General features: G+C 33.7%; 9 protein-coding genes. All 9 read left to right on the top strand.

Going from position 1 to position 17,223, the window contains the following annotated elements; all coding sequences use genetic code 11:
* Positions 1–6 precede the first annotated feature (6 nt).
* The 9 genes from ACVC43_RS07550 to ACVC43_RS07510 all read left to right on the top strand — a co-directional run bounded on the left by ACVC43_RS07550 (position 7) and on the right by ACVC43_RS07510 (position 17,197).
* On the top strand, positions 7–1,320 hold the full coding sequence (locus tag ACVC43_RS07550; protein WP_452223894.1) for an MFS transporter: 1,314 nt from the start codon (positions 7–9) through the stop codon (positions 1,318–1,320).
* Between the two features lie 9 nt (positions 1,321–1,329).
* On the top strand, positions 1,330–3,288 hold the full coding sequence (locus ACVC43_RS07545; protein ID WP_452223893.1) for a trehalase family glycosidase: 1,959 nt from the start codon (positions 1,330–1,332) through the stop codon (positions 3,286–3,288).
* A 118-nt stretch (positions 3,289–3,406) separates the two neighbouring features.
* On the top strand, positions 3,407–4,327 hold the full coding sequence (locus ACVC43_RS07540) for a carbohydrate kinase family protein (RefSeq protein WP_452223892.1): 921 nt from the start codon (positions 3,407–3,409) through the stop codon (positions 4,325–4,327).
* Between the two features lie 33 nt (positions 4,328–4,360).
* On the top strand, positions 4,361–6,091 hold the full coding sequence (locus tag ACVC43_RS07535; RefSeq protein WP_452223891.1) for a glycosidase: 1,731 nt from the start codon (positions 4,361–4,363) through the stop codon (positions 6,089–6,091).
* Positions 6,092–6,193: 102 nt separating this feature from the next.
* Positions 6,194–8,479, top strand: coding sequence for an NADP-dependent malic enzyme (locus ACVC43_RS07530; protein ID WP_452223890.1), 2,286 nt, complete (start codon positions 6,194–6,196; stop codon positions 8,477–8,479).
* 62 nt (positions 8,480–8,541) lie between these two features.
* The gene (ruvA, locus tag ACVC43_RS07525; protein ID WP_452223889.1) at positions 8,542–9,123 is read left to right on the top strand and encodes a Holliday junction branch migration protein RuvA; all 582 of its coding nucleotides are present in this window, start codon (positions 8,542–8,544) and stop codon (positions 9,121–9,123) included.
* A gap of 6 nt (positions 9,124–9,129) precedes the next feature.
* Complete coding sequence (gene sov, locus ACVC43_RS07520) at positions 9,130–16,371, top strand: T9SS outer membrane translocon Sov/SprA (protein ID WP_452223888.1); 7,242 nt, start codon at positions 9,130–9,132, stop codon at positions 16,369–16,371.
* Positions 16,372–16,431: 60 nt separating this feature from the next.
* Positions 16,432–16,812 (top strand): glycine cleavage system protein GcvH, encoded by a 381-nt coding sequence (gene gcvH, locus ACVC43_RS07515; protein ID WP_452223887.1) that lies wholly within the window; start codon positions 16,432–16,434, stop codon positions 16,810–16,812.
* A 76-nt stretch (positions 16,813–16,888) separates the two neighbouring features.
* A complete protein-coding gene (locus ACVC43_RS07510; RefSeq protein WP_452223886.1) occupies positions 16,889–17,197 on the top strand; it encodes a VanZ family protein in 309 nt (102 codons plus the stop codon).
* Positions 17,198–17,223: the final 26 nt, after the last annotated feature.

Genomic DNA, 17,223 nt, shown 5'->3' with positions numbered 1-17,223 from the left:
TAAGACATGGAAATAAAAAAACCTATATTATCCTTTTGGCAAATTTTTAATATGAATGTCGGATTCTTAGGGATTCAATATAGTTTTGGTTTACAGCAAACTGCTATAAATCCAATCTTTTTGTATTTAGGAGCACCAGAAGAGATGTTACCTATTTTAAATATTGCAGGACCTGTTACAGGATTATTAGTGCAGCCTATTATTGGAGCCATGTCAGATAAGACATGGTCTAATCGTTGGGGAAGACGAAAGCCTTATTTCTTAATTGGAGCCTTGTTAGGTAGTCTGTGCTTATTTGCATTTCCGCATAGTCCAGTACTTTGGTTTGCAGTAGGTTTATTATGGATTCTAGATGCTGGAAACAATATGGCAATGGAGCCTTATCGTGCGTTTGTTGGAGATAAATTACCAGAAAAACAGTTAAGTTTAGGATTTCAAATGCAAAGCTTATTTGTTGGAGCAGGAATTTTACTAGCCAATGGTTCCATTGTTTTATTTCAATATTTATTTGGAGGAGAATCTGTAGAAGTTGCAGGTACTATACCACAATGGCTATATTATTCATTTTACATTGGTGCTTTCTTGTCTTTAACAACCATTTTATGGTCGGTTTTTAAAACACCAGAAATTCCACCAAGTAAAGAGGAACTAGCAGATATTAATGCTATAAAAGCATTACCACTTAAAAAGCGTATATCACAACCTTTTGCAGAAATTGCCGAAGCTATAAAACAAATGCCAAAATTTATGTGGAAAATTGGAGCTGTATATCTATTTCAATGGTATGCACTCTTTATTTACTGGCAATTTACAACACCATTATTTAAACTAACTCTTGGCTATTCAACATCTGAAGCAGCATCACAAGCAGCAAAAATGAGTTTAACCTACAACATAGTAACTATGGTAGTGGCTCTTGCTTTAGTGCCATTAACTTTACGTTTTGGAGGTAAAAAAGTTTATGCCTTAAGTTTAGTAGGTACAGCAATCGCTTTATTTACAATACCATTTATTTCAGATCCAATGTTAGTACTTGTACCAATGGTTTTATTTGGAATAGGTTGGGCTGCAATGATGGGAATTCCTTACACAATGGTTTCAAAAATTGTACCTCAAGACAGAAGAGGTGTGTATATGGGTATTTTAAATATGATGATTGTTATTCCAATGTTTATACAAACGCTAACTTTTGGTCCAATTTATAAATATATATTAGGAGGAAGTGCTGTAAACGCCATGTTATTTGCTGGTGTATTTTTTATTATAGCAGCTTTTTTAGCGTTTCGATTAAATGAAAAAAAAACGATAGTTAACAATTAATCATTTGTCATGAAATATACAGGTACAATAATTTTAATTCTGTTTTTTTCATTTTTATCATGTAAAAATGAGTCTAATAATAAAAATTCTAAAGATGTGTCTTATCAAGTAGATATTGAAAGCACCTTAGAACAATTGTTAAAGCAAGAAGATACGGATGGTGATAAAAAAATTACTGTGGAAGATATATCGCCAAAATTATTTCAATTAAAATCAAATTCTGGAAACATATTTCAAGTAGAAGGTACATATAAACTATCTAATTTACTTCAAGAGCTAGTATTTGCTCAAAATAAAGGTCAAACAATTGCCAATATTAAACCAAAATACATTAACGAACCTCCTGTTGATAGAACATCACGTTTAATAAAAAACTATTATTGGGATGGTCTCACAAGACACTTGGATAAGGATGGTGTTGAAGCATTAATTAAAGACTCCAAAAATAAAAATTTAATCTCCGAAGCGCTCAGAATTTATGTGCCATTCAAGGATTCAATAGCTTTTAATTACTTTAAAAAACTAGAGCAGGATTTACCCATTACAACAGTTAGGTTGCCAGAAATTATTACACCAAAATATGTAAAATCTATTAACAATCAACCTGGAATTTTATCATTAAAACTTGAAAATAGAAACGGAAAATTGCAAGGTGTACCCTTTGTTGTTCCAGGAGGTCGATTTAATGAAATGTACGGATGGGATAGTTATTTTGAATCTGTAGGTTTAATTGTTGACGGTAGAGTAGATTTGGCAAAAGCTATGGCAGATAATTTTCAATATGAGATTGAGAATTACGGAAAAATTCTAAATGCAAATAGATCCTATTACCTTACCAGAACGCAACCACCTTTTTATTCAAGTTTAATTACAGAAGTTTTTGAAGTAACACAAAACAAAAAATGGTTAGAAAACCATTTGGATACTGCAATTAAAGAATATGAAACTGTTTGGATGGAAAACGGTATCAGGTTAACAGAAAATGGACTAAACCGTTATTTATCACAAGGTATTGGTATGCCACCAGAATGTGAAGAAGGTCATTTTGATGCCATTATTAAACCTTATGCGTCTGTAGCAAACTTGTCTGTTAAAGAATATATTAAACGCTATCAAAATGAATTAGAATCTAACCCAGAACTTGACCCTTACTTTGTTCATGATAGAAGTATGAGAGAATCTGGTCATGACACGTCTTATCGCATTGAAGAAAATTGTGCAGATCTCAACTTGGTAGAGCTAAATGCATTTTTGTATAAGTACGAAAAAGACTTTGCTTTTTTAATAGCAAATCATTTTAATAATAAATTCACCACATCGTCAGGAAGAAGTTATACTTCAGAATATTGGGATGAAAAAGCAAAAAAACGTCAATCTATTTCAAGTAATCTATTATGGAATGATCAAAAAGGCATGTTTTTCGATTATAATATCGTTACCAAAAAACAATCCAATTTTGTTTCTGCAACAACTTTTACGCCAATGTGGTCTGGAATGGCATCTAATGAACAAGCAAAACAATTAGTTAATAAAGCCTTACCATTATTAAAAGAACAAGGCGGTATTGCAGCTTCAACAAAAGAAAGTAGAGGAGATATATCAGATAACAGACCAGCAAGACAATGGGATTACCCTAATGGTTGGGCGCCACACCAAATGATGATTTGGAAAGGACTTATTAATTACGGATACAATAATGAAGCACAAGAATTAATTTACAGATGGTTACATATGATAACCAAAAATGCTGTGGATTACAATGGGACAATTCCAGAAAAATACGATGTTGTAGCTGCCACACATAAAGTGTTTGCCGAATATGGAAACGTAGGTACCGATTTTGAATATATTACGCAAGAAGGTTTTGGATGGATGAATGCTTCTTATCAATATGGATTATCCTTATTAAAAAATCAGTATAGATTAGAGTTAAATAAGTTAGTAGAACCTAATAAACTATTCAATTAAATAAAAACTAAAACGTTTTAGTAAGTATTAAAGCCATTTTATTTAAGTAATTAATAAAAAATTACAAGAGGATTGTAAATTTATATTTATTACAATTAAAAGTAACAATTAAACTAGTATGATAGATATTTTATGTGTTGGAGAAGTCCTAATAGATTTTATAGGACATCAAGCTGAAGTAGAGATAAATGAAACAAGAGATTATCACAGATTTCTAGGTGGATCTCCAACAAATGTCGCAATGAATTCTGCTCGTTTAGGACTTAATGCAGTACTAGTTTCATCAGTTGGAAACGATGGATTTGGAGAATATATTTTTAAAAAATTAGCAGAAGTTGGTGTCGATGCGACTTACATGGATATTATTCATAAAAAACCAACAAGTGTTATTTTTGTTTCAAGATCTTCTGGGACTCCAGATTTTATTCCATTTAGAGAGGCAGATTGTATAATTTCCGAAAATCAAATTCCTACTGAAACTTTAAAAAAAACCAAAATATTCCATACCACATGTTTTGCTTTAAGTAAAAATCCTGCACAATCTACTATTTTAAAAAAAGCAGAAGAAGCCTTTAATTTAGGATGCCAACTTAGTATAGATATTAATTATTCCGATAAACTATGGAGCTGTCAAGAAGAAGCTTTAAATGTTATAAAATCCTATTGTAAATTAAATCCTCTAGTTAAAGTTAGTGAAGATGATATGTTTAGGCTTTTTGAGAAAAAATTACCAGATGAAGAAATTTTTAAGTTTTTTCATAATATAGGTGTTGATACTGTGTGCTTAACACTAGGTGGCAATGGAGTTAAGCTATCTCAAAAAAATAAAGACATCATACAGTTACCTGCAATAAAAATTGAAAAAATAATGGATGCAACAGGTGCTGGAGATGCGTTTTGGTCTGGATTTTTATATGCATACATCAATAAAAAAACTGTGGTTGAATGCTTAGAAGTTGCACTAAAATTAGCAGCTTTAAAGCTTCAAAATGTTGGTAGATTACCAGAAAATATTAATATAGTCTCCAAGCTTTTATAGCACTTCATAAATTTTATAAATAATTAATAAAATATGCCGACAAGTACAATCTCTAATGGTGTAATGCTAAATGCATATCCAGATAGTATTGGAGAAAAATGGAGCGATACCATAAGTATGCTTCAAAGAACAGAGTTTAAAGATGTTTTTTCTCTGTTTTATGTATTACCAACCTTTTTTAATAGCGATTTAGACAGAGGGTTTTCTATTATAGACTATAATTTAAATAAAGATTTAATAGCAGAAGAAGATTTAAAAGCTTTAGATGAACTTAATATCAAACTCAAATTTGATATTGTTTTAAACCACTTATCCGTAGCTTCACCTCAATTTAAAGATTTATTAAAACACGGAGACCAATCTAAGTACAAAGAATTTTTTATTAACTGGAATACCTTTTGGCAACATCATGGAGATTTAAACGAAGAGGGAATTGTTATTCCTAAAAAACAGTATTTAGACAAATTGTTTATGCGTAAATCTGGACTTCCAATTTTAAAAGTGCCATTTCCAGATGGTAGCGAGCAACCTTATTGGAATACCTTTTACCAAGAAATTACGTACCATCCAATTTCAATAGAAGACTTGAAAAATGTAAAACAATTGTCTTCAAATCAAGCAAAGTTAATTTGCGATAAAGTCAATCAAGCAATACAAGACAGCCAAGATATTTCAACTATAGATTTTGGCACTGAAAACGATCTAAAAAGTGAAATTATTGAAGTTGTCAATAAAAAACTAACGTATTTAGGGCAAATGGATGTCAACGCAAAATCACCATTAGTCTGGGATTTTTATGAAGACACCTTGTCTAAGGTTAAAAGTTTTGGAGGCCAAATATTAAGATTAGATGCATTCGCCTATTTACATAAACAAGTTGGTCAATCAAACTTTTTTAATAAACCAGGTACCTGGCAATATTTAGAAAGAATAAAACAAATAGCACAAAAAAACAACTTAATGTTATTGCCAGAAATCCACGCAGAATATGGATTAGGATTACACGAGGAAGTTGCAAACAAAGGTTATTCTATATATGATTTTTTTCTTCCGGGTTTAGTTATTCACACATTAGAAACTGCTAATAATAAAGCCATTTTAAAATGGGCTCATGAAATCCTAAATAAAGGCTATAAAACAGTTAATATGTTAGGTTGTCATGATGGTATTCCTATATTGGATTTAAAAGGTAAAGAAGTAAATGGTAACTATAATAAAGGCTTATTAGAGGACAAAGACATAGAGTCTATAATGAATAAAATTATAGAACGAGGAGGTAGAGTAAAAAATTTGTATGGACCATCTGGTAAAAAGATTTCTTACTATCAAGTAAATGCCACTTTTTTTAGCGCTTTAGGAGAAAACGATAAAAAGTTACTTTTAGCTAGAGCCATTCAAATGTTTATGCCAGGAATTCCTCAGGTTTGGTATCTTGATTTATTTGCAGGTAAAAATGATTTCAAAGCGGCAGATAATGCTGGTAGTGGAGGACACAAAGAAATTAACAGAACCACACTTAGTAATAAAGACATTAGTAATGGTTTAAAAAAAGCAATCGTAATTAAGCAATTAGAAATAATCAGAATTAGAAATACTTCTAAAGCTTTTAATGGTAATATCAAGTTTGAAACCACAGAAGATAGTAAATTAGATATTCTATGGGAAAATAATGGGCAAGTAGCACATCTTAAAGCAAATTTAAAAACTTTATCCTTTAAAATTATCTTTACCGAAAATAAGAATACCAGAACATTAAACTATTAATATCGATTTCTTATTAAGATTACCAAAAGTCTATCTTCTTTTTTTAGTGTTATAATTCGTTAAAAACTTACATTTGTATTTCATAGCAGAATCTATAAAAATATGAGTAAACAAAGCAAAAGAAGAGAAGCTTTAGTCTATCACGCCAAGCCAACTCCTGGTAAAATAAAAGTTGTTCCTACAAAAAAGTATGCCTCGCAACGCGATTTAGCATTGGCCTATTCTCCAGGTGTTGCAGAGCCTTGTTTAGAGATTGCAAAAGATGTAAATAATGTTTATAAATATACAGCTAAAGGTAACTTAGTTGCTGTAATTTCTAATGGTACAGCAGTTTTAGGTTTAGGAAACATTGGTCCAGAAGCCTCAAAACCTGTAATGGAAGGTAAAGGTTTGCTTTTTAAAATCTTTGCAGATATAGATGTTTTCGATATTGAAGTTGGCACAGAAGATGTTGAAGAATTTATAGCCACTGTTAAAAACATAGCACCAACTTTTGGTGGTATTAACCTTGAAGATATAAAAGCACCCGAAGCCTTCGAGATAGAAAGACGCTTAAAGGAAGAATTAGATATTCCTGTTATGCATGACGACCAGCATGGTACTGCAATTATTTCGGCAGCAGCCTTGTTAAACGCTTTAGAATTGTCCGAAAAAAAGATAGAAGACGTAAAAATCGTAGTCAGTGGCGCAGGAGCTGCAGCAATTTCTTGCACACGATTATATTTAGCATTTGGTGCAAAACGTGAAAACGTAGTCATGCTAGATAGTAAAGGCGTTATTAGAAACGATAGAGGTAACTTAACCTCGCAAAAAGCAGAGTTTGCAACCCATAGAAGAATAGACACACTTGATGAAGCCATGATAGATGCCGATGTTTTTATTGGTTTATCTACCTCAAATATTGTTTCGCCATCCATGTTAATGGCCATGGCAAAAAATCCTATTGTATTTGCAATGGCTAATCCAGATCCGGAAATTAGCTACCAGTTAGCCATAGATACCAGAGAAGATATTATTATGGCTACAGGGCGTAGCGACCATCCTAATCAAGTAAACAATGTACTTGGTTTTCCGTTTATTTTTCGTGGCGCTTTAGATGTTCGTGCAACAAAAATTAATGAAGCTATGAAAATGGCTGCAGTTAAAGCCTTGGCAAAATTAGCAAAAGAGTCTGTGCCAGAACAGGTAAATGTTGCTTATAACGAAACACGATTAACCTTTGGGAAAGATTATATAATACCAAAACCATTCGATCCACGTTTAATTGCCGAAGTGCCACCAGCAGTAGCAAAAGCAGCTATGGAAAGTGGTGTGGCAAAAGAACCAATAGAAGATTGGGAAAAATATAAAGACACATTGTTAGAGCGTTTAGGTTCCGACAATAAAATTGTAAGATTATTACTCAATAGGGCAAAAACAAGCCCGAAACGAGTAATCTATGCAGAAGCAGACCATATCGATGTTCTTAAAGCAGCACAAATTGTTCATGATGAAGGAATAGCAATTCCTATTTTATTAGGAAGAAAAGAAGTTATTGAGCAGTTAAAGGAAGAAATAGAGTTCGACGCAGATGTTTTAATTATCGATCCAAAAGCAGACGAGCAAGTAGCGCAAAAAAACAAATATGCGCAAGTTTATTGGCAACAGAGAAAACGTAGAGGTGTTACCTTATTAGAGGCTCAAAAGTTAATGAGAGAACGTAATTATTATGCGGCAATGATGGTTAACGAAGGCGATGCAGATGCTTTAATAACTGGGTATTCACGTAGCTATCCTCAGGTGGTTAAGCCTATGTTAGAGCTTATTGGTTTAGCGCCAGGCTCTACAAGAATTGCAACTACCAATGTGATGATGACAGAGCGCGGACCAATGTTTTTAAGCGATACGTCTATAAATATTAATCCTTCAGCTAAAGATTTAATAAAAATAGCACAAATGACTTCTGGAGTCGTGAAAATGTTTGGAATAAAACCTGTAATGGCAATGACGAGCTTTTCAAATTTTGGATCTTCAAAAGACCAAACAGCAACAAAAGTGCGTGAAGCAGTGTCTTATTTGCATAGAAGGCACCCAGATTTGTTAGTAGATGGAGAGCTTCAAACCGATTTTGCACTTAATAGCAAAATGCTTCAGGATATTTTTCCTTTTTCAAAATTATCTGGACATAAGGTAAATACGCTAATATTTCCAAACTTAGAATCGGCAAATATTACCTATAAATTACTTAAAGAATTAAATAAGGCAGAATCTATTGGCCCAATAATGATGGGACTTCGCATGCCTGTACACATTCTTCAGTTAGACGCAAGTGTAGACGAAATTGTAAACATGACAGCCATTGCTGTGATTGATGCACAACAAAAAGAAAGCAAGGTAACAACCAACTAAAAACAGATTAGTTTTTAGTCCAATAATTTTATTACATTTGATGGCTCAACAAGAAACAGTCGATGATTACACATATTAACGGAAAAATGGTGGAGAAAAATCCAACAGATGTTGTTATAGACTGCAATGGTGTTGGCTATCTCCTAAACATTTCCTTACATACTTTTTCGCAAATCCCAGATCAGGAAAATATACATTTATACACACACCTTCACATTAAGGAAGATGCTCATAGCCTTTATGGTTTTGTTTCTAAGAGTGAACGCGAAGTATTTAGGCTGCTAATTTCGGTAAGTGGTATTGGTACAAATACTGCACGAACTATGTTATCTTCTTTAACACCAAAACAAATTCGGGAAGGTATTGCAACAGAAGATGTGGCGCTTATTCAATCTGTTAAAGGGATTGGTGCAAAAACAGCACAACGTGTAATTATAGATTTAAAGGATAAAATCATTAAAATATACGAAATCGACGAAGTTTCTGTTAATAGAAACAATACCAACAAAGATGAAGCGTTATCTGCTTTAGAAGTGCTTGGGTTTGTTAAAAAACAAGCAGAACGTGTGGTGGACAAAATTGTTGTAGCTCAGCCAGAGGCCAGCGTAGAAGCCATAATTAAACAAGCTTTAAAAAATTTATAATAGATTTTGAATACAACTAACCTATACTTTCATAAATCAATTTCAAAACATTTTTTACTAATTACAGCATTCTTGCTGTCTTTTAGTGTTTTTGCTCAAGATCCAGATCCTACTGTGGAAAGCGATTCTACAAAAACAGGATTTAGTATGGGTAATATAGAAATGCCTAACCCAAACAGTATAACTACTAAATACACTTACGACCCTATTACAGACCGTTATGTATATACAGAAACCATAGGTAGTTTTAACATTAATTATCCAATTATTCTAACACCCAAGGAATATCAGGATTTGGTTTTTAAAGAAAACTTAAAAACTTATTATCAAGATAAAATTGATGCTTTCGATGGTAAAAAAGAAACCTCAGAAGAAGATAAAAAAAATTTACTACCAGAATTTTATGTTAATTCAGGTTTTTTTGAAAGTATATTTGGCGGTAATACCATAGAAGTCGTGCCGCAAGGATCATTGGAAATGGATTTAGGAGTGCTGTTTACCAAGCAAGATAATCCATCATTTTCACCTCGAAACAGAAGTAACTTTACATTCGATTTCGACCAACGTATTAGTTTAAGTTTATTAGGGCAGGTAGGAACGCGCTTGCAGGTTACTGCAAATTACGATACCGAATCGACTTTCGATTTTCAAAATCTTGTAAAATTAGAATACACACCAACCGAAGACGATATCATTCAAAAAATTGAAGTTGGTAATGTTAGCATGCCATTAAACAGTTCTTTAATATCTGGAGCACAAAGTTTATTTGGTGTTAAAACGCAATTACAGTTTGGTAAAACCACTGTTACAGCAGTGTTTTCTGAGCAAAAATCCGATACTAAATCAGTAGTTGCACAAGGAGGAGGAACGTTAGATGAATTCGATTTCTTTATTCGTGATTACGACGAGAACCGTCACTTTTTCTTAGCTCAGTATTTCCGTGAGAATTACAACAAAGCATTAGCAAACTATCCTTTTATAAATACCAATGTCCAAATTACAAGAGCCGAAGTTTGGGTAACCAACCGAAGTAACCGTACAGAGAACGTTAGAAATATTGTTGCATTACAGGATTTAGGAGAATCTGGAGTAATTGGAAATCCAGGAGTAGTTGTTACAGCAGGTCCTGGCGCCTTTCCAGACAATGCAAACAACCGGTTAAATCCAAATAATATTGGTGGACCTGGTTCTCAAATTACAGACGCCATTAGAGATGTGGCTACAGTGCAAGCAGGAATATTAATTCCTGGTTTTAATGAAGGCTTCGACTATGCTAAACTGGAAAACACCAGAAAATTACAAGAAGGTCAAGAATATACTATCAATACACAATTAGGTTATATCTCATTAAACCAAAGGCTAAATAACGATGAGGTTTTGGCCGTAGCGTTTCAGTATACAGTGGGTGGTCAAGTATTTCAGGTTGGAGAATTTGCAAATGATGGTATTGGAGCTACAGACGTAGAAACTAATGGAAATGGAGAAGTAACCAACGTAACTAATAATAACTTAATTTTAAAACTTCTTAAAAGTAGTATCACATCTGTATCGCAACCAATTTGGGATTTAATGATGAAAAATATTTACGACACTGGCGCTTACCAGCTAAGTCAGGAAGATTTTAAATTAAACATCTTTTATAACGAATCTGCACCATTAAACTTTATACAAGCTGTAGAGGGTACGCCTTTTGGAACCGATTTTGAAGGGCAACCCATAGACCAAACCACGTTATTAAGATTATTCAATTTCGATAGGTTAAACTTTAATAACGATCCTCAAGCGAATGGAGATGGGTTTTTCGATTTTGTAAGTGGTATTACAGTATTACCTCAAAATGGTAAAATAGTTTTTACAAAAGTAGAACCTTTTGGGCGTTACTTATTCGATATTTTAGATAACGATGGTAATCCTGGAAACAATGCTTTCGATTACGAATCTGATATTTACACCAACCCAAACCAAGAAAAATACGTTTACGATATATTATACAAAGCCACAAAAACTGCTGCATTAGACGAGGTTCAAAAAAACAAATTTCAATTAAAAGGACGTTACAAATCTTCAGGAGGAGATGGTATTGCAATTGGAGGTTTTAATGTACCAAGAGGCTCCGTAAAAGTTACAGCTGGTGGTAGAGTACTTGTCGAAGGTGTAGATTATACTGTTAATTATCAATTAGGCCGTGTACAAATTTTAGACGAAGCGCTAAAAGCGTCAAACACACCTATACAAGTAACTACAGAGAACAATTCTATTTTTGGTCAGCAAACAAAACGTTACACAGGTTTAAATATAGAGCATCAGTTTAACGAGAAGTTTTTAATTGGAGCCACCTATATTAATTTAAATGAAAGACCAATTACCCAGAAGGCAAACTACAATAGCGAACCTATAAACAACACTATTTTAGGCTTCAATGGTAATTATTCAACCGAAGTTCCATTCTTTACCAGACTGGCAAACAAACTGCCAAATATAGATACCGATGCGCCATCTAATCTTTCTGTTCGTGGAGAATTTGCGTACTTATTACCTGGTGCTCCAAAAGGCACAGATTTTAATGGCGAAGCAACAGCCTACATAGACGATTTTGAAGGCTCACAAAACGGTATCGATTTAAAATCGGCACAATCATGGAACCTTTCCAGTCGTCCGTTAGAATTAAACGCCACAACAGCTTTCGATGTAGATGGTATTGAAAATGGTTACGATAGAGCATTACTAAACTGGTACACTATCGATCCTATTTTCTATAGTGGTCAGCGTCCAGGAGGAATAGACGATGATGATATTTCGGGCTTATATACCTCGCGTGTTTTTGTAGAGGAATTATTTCCGGAACAAGACATTGCACAAGGACAAACCACAGTTTTAAACACACTGGATTTAACGTACTATCCTACCCAAAGAGGGCCGTATAACTTTAATAGTAACAATTTAAATGCAGATAACACTACGATAACTAACCCAAATCAAGGTTGGGCAGGGATTACAAGACAATTAACGTCTACAGATTTCGAGCAGGCAAACGTAGAGTATATTGAGTTTTGGATGCAGGATCCTTTTCAAGACAATCCCACAAATCCAGGTGGAAAGTTAGTATTTAACTTAGGAAGTATTTCAGAAGATGTATTACGAGATGGAAGAAAGCAATACGAAAATGGTTTACCTGCAGATGGTAATATAGCCCTACTACCTACCACAAGTTATAACACAGTGGTGCCGTTAAATCAGGCACTTATTTATGCTTTCGATACTACAGGAGAAGAAAGATTAAATCAAGATGTTGGATATGATGGATACGATGATCCAGCAGAAGCCCTTAATTTTCCCGCATTTAATACTTTACCAGATCCATCTGCCGATAATTACCAGTATTACATTAGTGCAGAAGGAAATATTTTAGAGCGTTATAAATTATACAATAACGCCCAAGGCAACTCACCAGATACATTTAGCGATACTAACCGTGGTTCTACCACGCAACCAGATGTAGAGGACGTTAATCGTGATAACACCATGAACACGATTAATAGTTATTTTGAGTACGAGTTGGAAGTAACACGCCAAAATCTACCGTTAAACAATTTAGATGAAATCACACCAGCAAATCCAATAGGCGAATTTATTAGAGATATCAAAATACGCCCAAGAAGTTTACCTAATGGAGATACAGAGCAGGTAAGATGGTATCAATTTAGGGTACCAGTTCAAGGCGATCATGTAGAAGCTGTAAATGGTATAACAGATTTACGTTCTATCCGCTTTGCAAGACTATATTTAAATGATTTTTCTGAACAAACCACATTCCGTTTCGGTACCTTAGATTTGGTGCGTAGCGATTGGAGACGTTATCAATTAGCTTTAGATGGTGGGCCAACACCTCCAAACTTTAATGACACAGAATTTACTGTAGGTGTAGTAAGTACCCAAGAAAATGATGGTAGTTACGAGTCACCTCCAGGAGTTGAACCAGAAAGATTAAACAATAATAACTCTATTATAGACCAAAACGAGCAATCTTTAGTTGTTAATGTTTGCGATTTACAACCTAAGGACTCTCGAGCAGTTTATAAGAATATTAGTGTGGACATGAGACAATACAATCGTATTAGAATGTTTATGCACGCAGAGGATGCCGATATTCCAGGATTACAGGACCGAGAATTGATTGGTTTTATTAGAATGGGTAACGATTTAACTCAAAACTATTACCAGATAGAAGTGCCTTTAGTGGTTTCGCAAGGATTCTCGAGTGCAGCATTATGGCCAGCTTCAAACGAAATAGACTTACCGTTAGATGTGCTTGAACAAATAAAATCCTTAGGTATTGCAAACAATACACTATCAAATGGAGAAGCAACTTTTTACGATACTATAAACGGTGAATTAGTTGAAGTAAATGATGAATTTGCGGGTTACGATGCTTTAGGCAGAGACAGACACCGTGTGGCGATAAAAGGTAATCCAAACTTTGGCGCTGTAAGAACACTAATGGTAGGAATTAAAAACGGAACTAACAACAGTCAATGTGGAGAGGTTTGGTTTAACGAGTTGCGACTTTCAGACATGGATAACGAAGGAGGTTGGGCAGCAATTATGAGTGTAGATACCAATTTTGCAGATTTCGCTAATGTGAGCGCAACCGGAAGAATGAGTACCGCTGGTTTTGGTTCTGTAGACCAAGGGCCACAAGAACGTAGCAGAGAAGAGATTAAACAGTACGATGTTGTTACCAATGTAAACATAGGCCAATTATTACCAAAAAAATGGGGTATTCAAGTGCCTTTTAATTATGGTCAGGGTGCCGAATTAATTACACCAGAATACGACCAGCAATACGAAGATTTAAAGCTTCAAAATAGAATTGATGCAGCCGAAACTCAAGAAGAAAAGGATAACATTAGAGAGCAATCTGAAGAATATACCAAGAGAAGAAGTATCAATTTTATTGGTGTTAGAAAAATAAGAACAGGAGAATCTAAACCGCGTTTTTATGATGTAGAAAACTTAACGTTTAACCATTCATACAACAAAGTAGAGCATCGCGATTTCGAAATAGAGCGCTCTATAGATAAACAAGTAAGAACAGGTGCAAGTTATGCCTATAATTTCGAACCTAAAATAATAGAACCATTTAAAAAGAACGATTCACTTTTTACTGGAAAATACTGGAAACTTTTAAAGGATTTTAATGTAAACCTAATGCCTGCAAGTTTTTCATTTAATGGAGATATAAACAGGCAATTTAATAGGCAACGTTTTAGAGAGGTAGATTTAGGTGGTGATAATATTGGGTTGGAGGAGTTATTCCGAAGAAATTATAATTTCGATTACCAATCTACAGTCAATTGGAATTTAACCAAAGCATTGTCCTTAAACTTTACAATAGCTAATAACAATATTGTAAGAAACTATTTCCAAGATAATATAAGAAATGGTGAGCAAGACCCAAGTTTAGATGTTTGGGACGGTTATTTTGATATTGGTGATGCCAACAGGCGTTCGCAAACCTTAGGTGTAAATTACGAAGTGCCTTTCGATAAATTTCCTACACTCGACTTTATTAAAGCCACGTATTCTTATCAAGGTTTATACCAATGGCAAAAAGGATCCGATTTGTTTGGGGAACTAGTTGCAGACGATGGTAATACTTATAATTTAGGTAACTCCATTTCAAACGGTAACACGCATAATATAAATTCTACTTTAGATATGCGTAAGCTTTACAAATATTTAGGTATTAAAAAGAAACGTGTTGTAAATAGTGATAAAGTTAGTAGGGTGCCAAGAAGTGGTGCACCTCCAGGAGTGCCAGCAACGGACGATAAAAATAATAAGCCTGAAGCGAAAAAGAAAAGCGGAGTAGGTACAGGAATTGCTAATTTTGGTATAGGTATTTTAACTTCTGTAAAAAGAATTCAAGCAAATTATTCTGAAAACAACGGAACTTTTCTACCTGGTTTCTTAGATACTCCAGGTTTTATAAGTGCATCTAAACCTACATTTGGTTATACCTTAGGTAGCCAAAAGGATATTAGATCGTTGGCGGCAAGAAATGGATGGTTAACGGTATTTCCAGATTTCAATCAGCAGTACACAAAGAACCAAACAAAACAATTAGATTTATCTGCGAATTTAGAACCTGTAAACGATTTAAAAATCGATTTAGTAGCTTCAAGAACTTACGCCGAAAACTATACCGAAAACTATAGAATTGAAAATAATGAATACAACTCGTTAACACCTAATGTGTTTGGTAATTTTAATATTTCAGCCTTTACATTACCTACCGCTTTTGGTAAAAGTGATGAGGTAAGTTCGCAAGCGTTTGATGATTTTAGACAAAACAGATTAACCATTGCCAGAAGATTAGCTTTAGAACGAGGTGCTAATATTAACGATGTGGATGCCGAAGGTTATCCATTAGGGTTTGGCAAAACAAGTCAGGCAGTATTATTACCATCATTTTTAAGTGCCTATACAGGACAAAGTGCAGAGAAAACAAAATTAGGAGCTTTTAGAAACATACCAATTCCTAATTGGGATATTAAATACACTGGGCTAATGAAGTTTAAGTGGTTTAAAAAGCAATTTAAAAGATTCTCCTTATCTCATGGATATCGTTCAAGTTATACAATTAACCAGTTTAGAACAAATTTAGATTTTAATGGTATAGATTACGGCCAGCCTTATGCCTCGCAACCAGCAGACGATTTAGATCAAGCAGGTAATTTTAAAAATGCAGAATTGTATAGCAATATTAACTTAACTGAGCTATTTAGTCCGCTAATAAAAATCGATATGGAGATGAAAAACTCCATAGTTATAGGTGCTGAAGTTAGAAAAGACAGGCTTTTGTCGCTTAGTTTTGATAACAATTTAATGACCGAAATTCAAGGGAAGGAATATGCGCTTAAATTAGGTTATAGGTTTAAAGACGTACGTATAAAATCTAAATTAGCCGGACCAAAAAAGGCTATTGTAAGTGATTTAATAATGGAGGCTAATCTTTCTGTAAGAGATAACAAAACTATTATTAGGTATCTGGATTTAGAGAATAATCAAATTACAAACGGGCAAACTATTTACGGTTTAAAGTACAATGCTAATTACTCATTTAGTAAAAATCTAACAGGTATTTTCTATTTCGATTATACATTTTCAGAATATGCAATTTCTACGGCATTTCCGCAAACAACAATACGTTCTGGAATTACTTTAAGATATAATTTTGGTAATTAATTTTTCTATTTGAAAACCCAAAGCTTTTAAATACATTTGTAAAAACTTAAAAACACTATAATGAATATTCCAGCAGAGTTAAAATATACACAAGATCACGAATGGGTTAAAATTAATGGCGACATAATAACAGTAGGAATTACCGATTTTGCACAAAGTGAACTTGGTGATATTGTATATGTAGAAGTTGAAACGGTTGACGAAACATTAGATGCCGAAGAGGTCTTTGGAACCGTGGAAGCTGTTAAAACTGTATCTGATTTATTATTACCTGTTGCAGGAGAAATTATAGAATTTAACGAGTCTCTTGAAGACGAACCAGAAAAAGTAAACACAGATCCTTATGGAGAAGGATGGATGGTTAAAGTAAAAGTATCAAACGTTTCAGAGCTTGATAATTTACTATCTGCAGACGACTACAAAACGTTAATTAGTGCTTAAAAAATTCACTTTTTTAGCTAGCATTTTTTATACAATACTACTAACAGCCTTTAGTTTAATTAAACTAAAGGCTGTTGTGGAAGATATACCTTCGTTTAACGATAAGTTAGCACATGGTTTAGCACATTTTATATTTGTTTTACTATGGTTTTTTACGTTTTACTTTAAATTCAATTATAAATTTAAAAAAGCACTCACTGTAGCTGCACTATGTTCATTGGTGTATGGTGTGCTTATTGAGTTATTGCAAGGTTGGATAACACTAAACAGGGAAAGCGACTATAAAGATGTATTAGCAAACGTTTTAGGTATGATATTTGCTCTGTTTATATTATTAATAATAAATAAAGGCGTGTTAAAAAAGAAGAATACTTTGTTTTTTTGACAAATAAATTGCTATTTTAGCAAAGC

It is taken from the genome of Lacinutrix chionoecetis (assembly GCF_053604665.1).
Note: the sequence above shows the minus strand (reverse complement) of the source record. Positions and strands in the feature narration are given on the sequence as shown.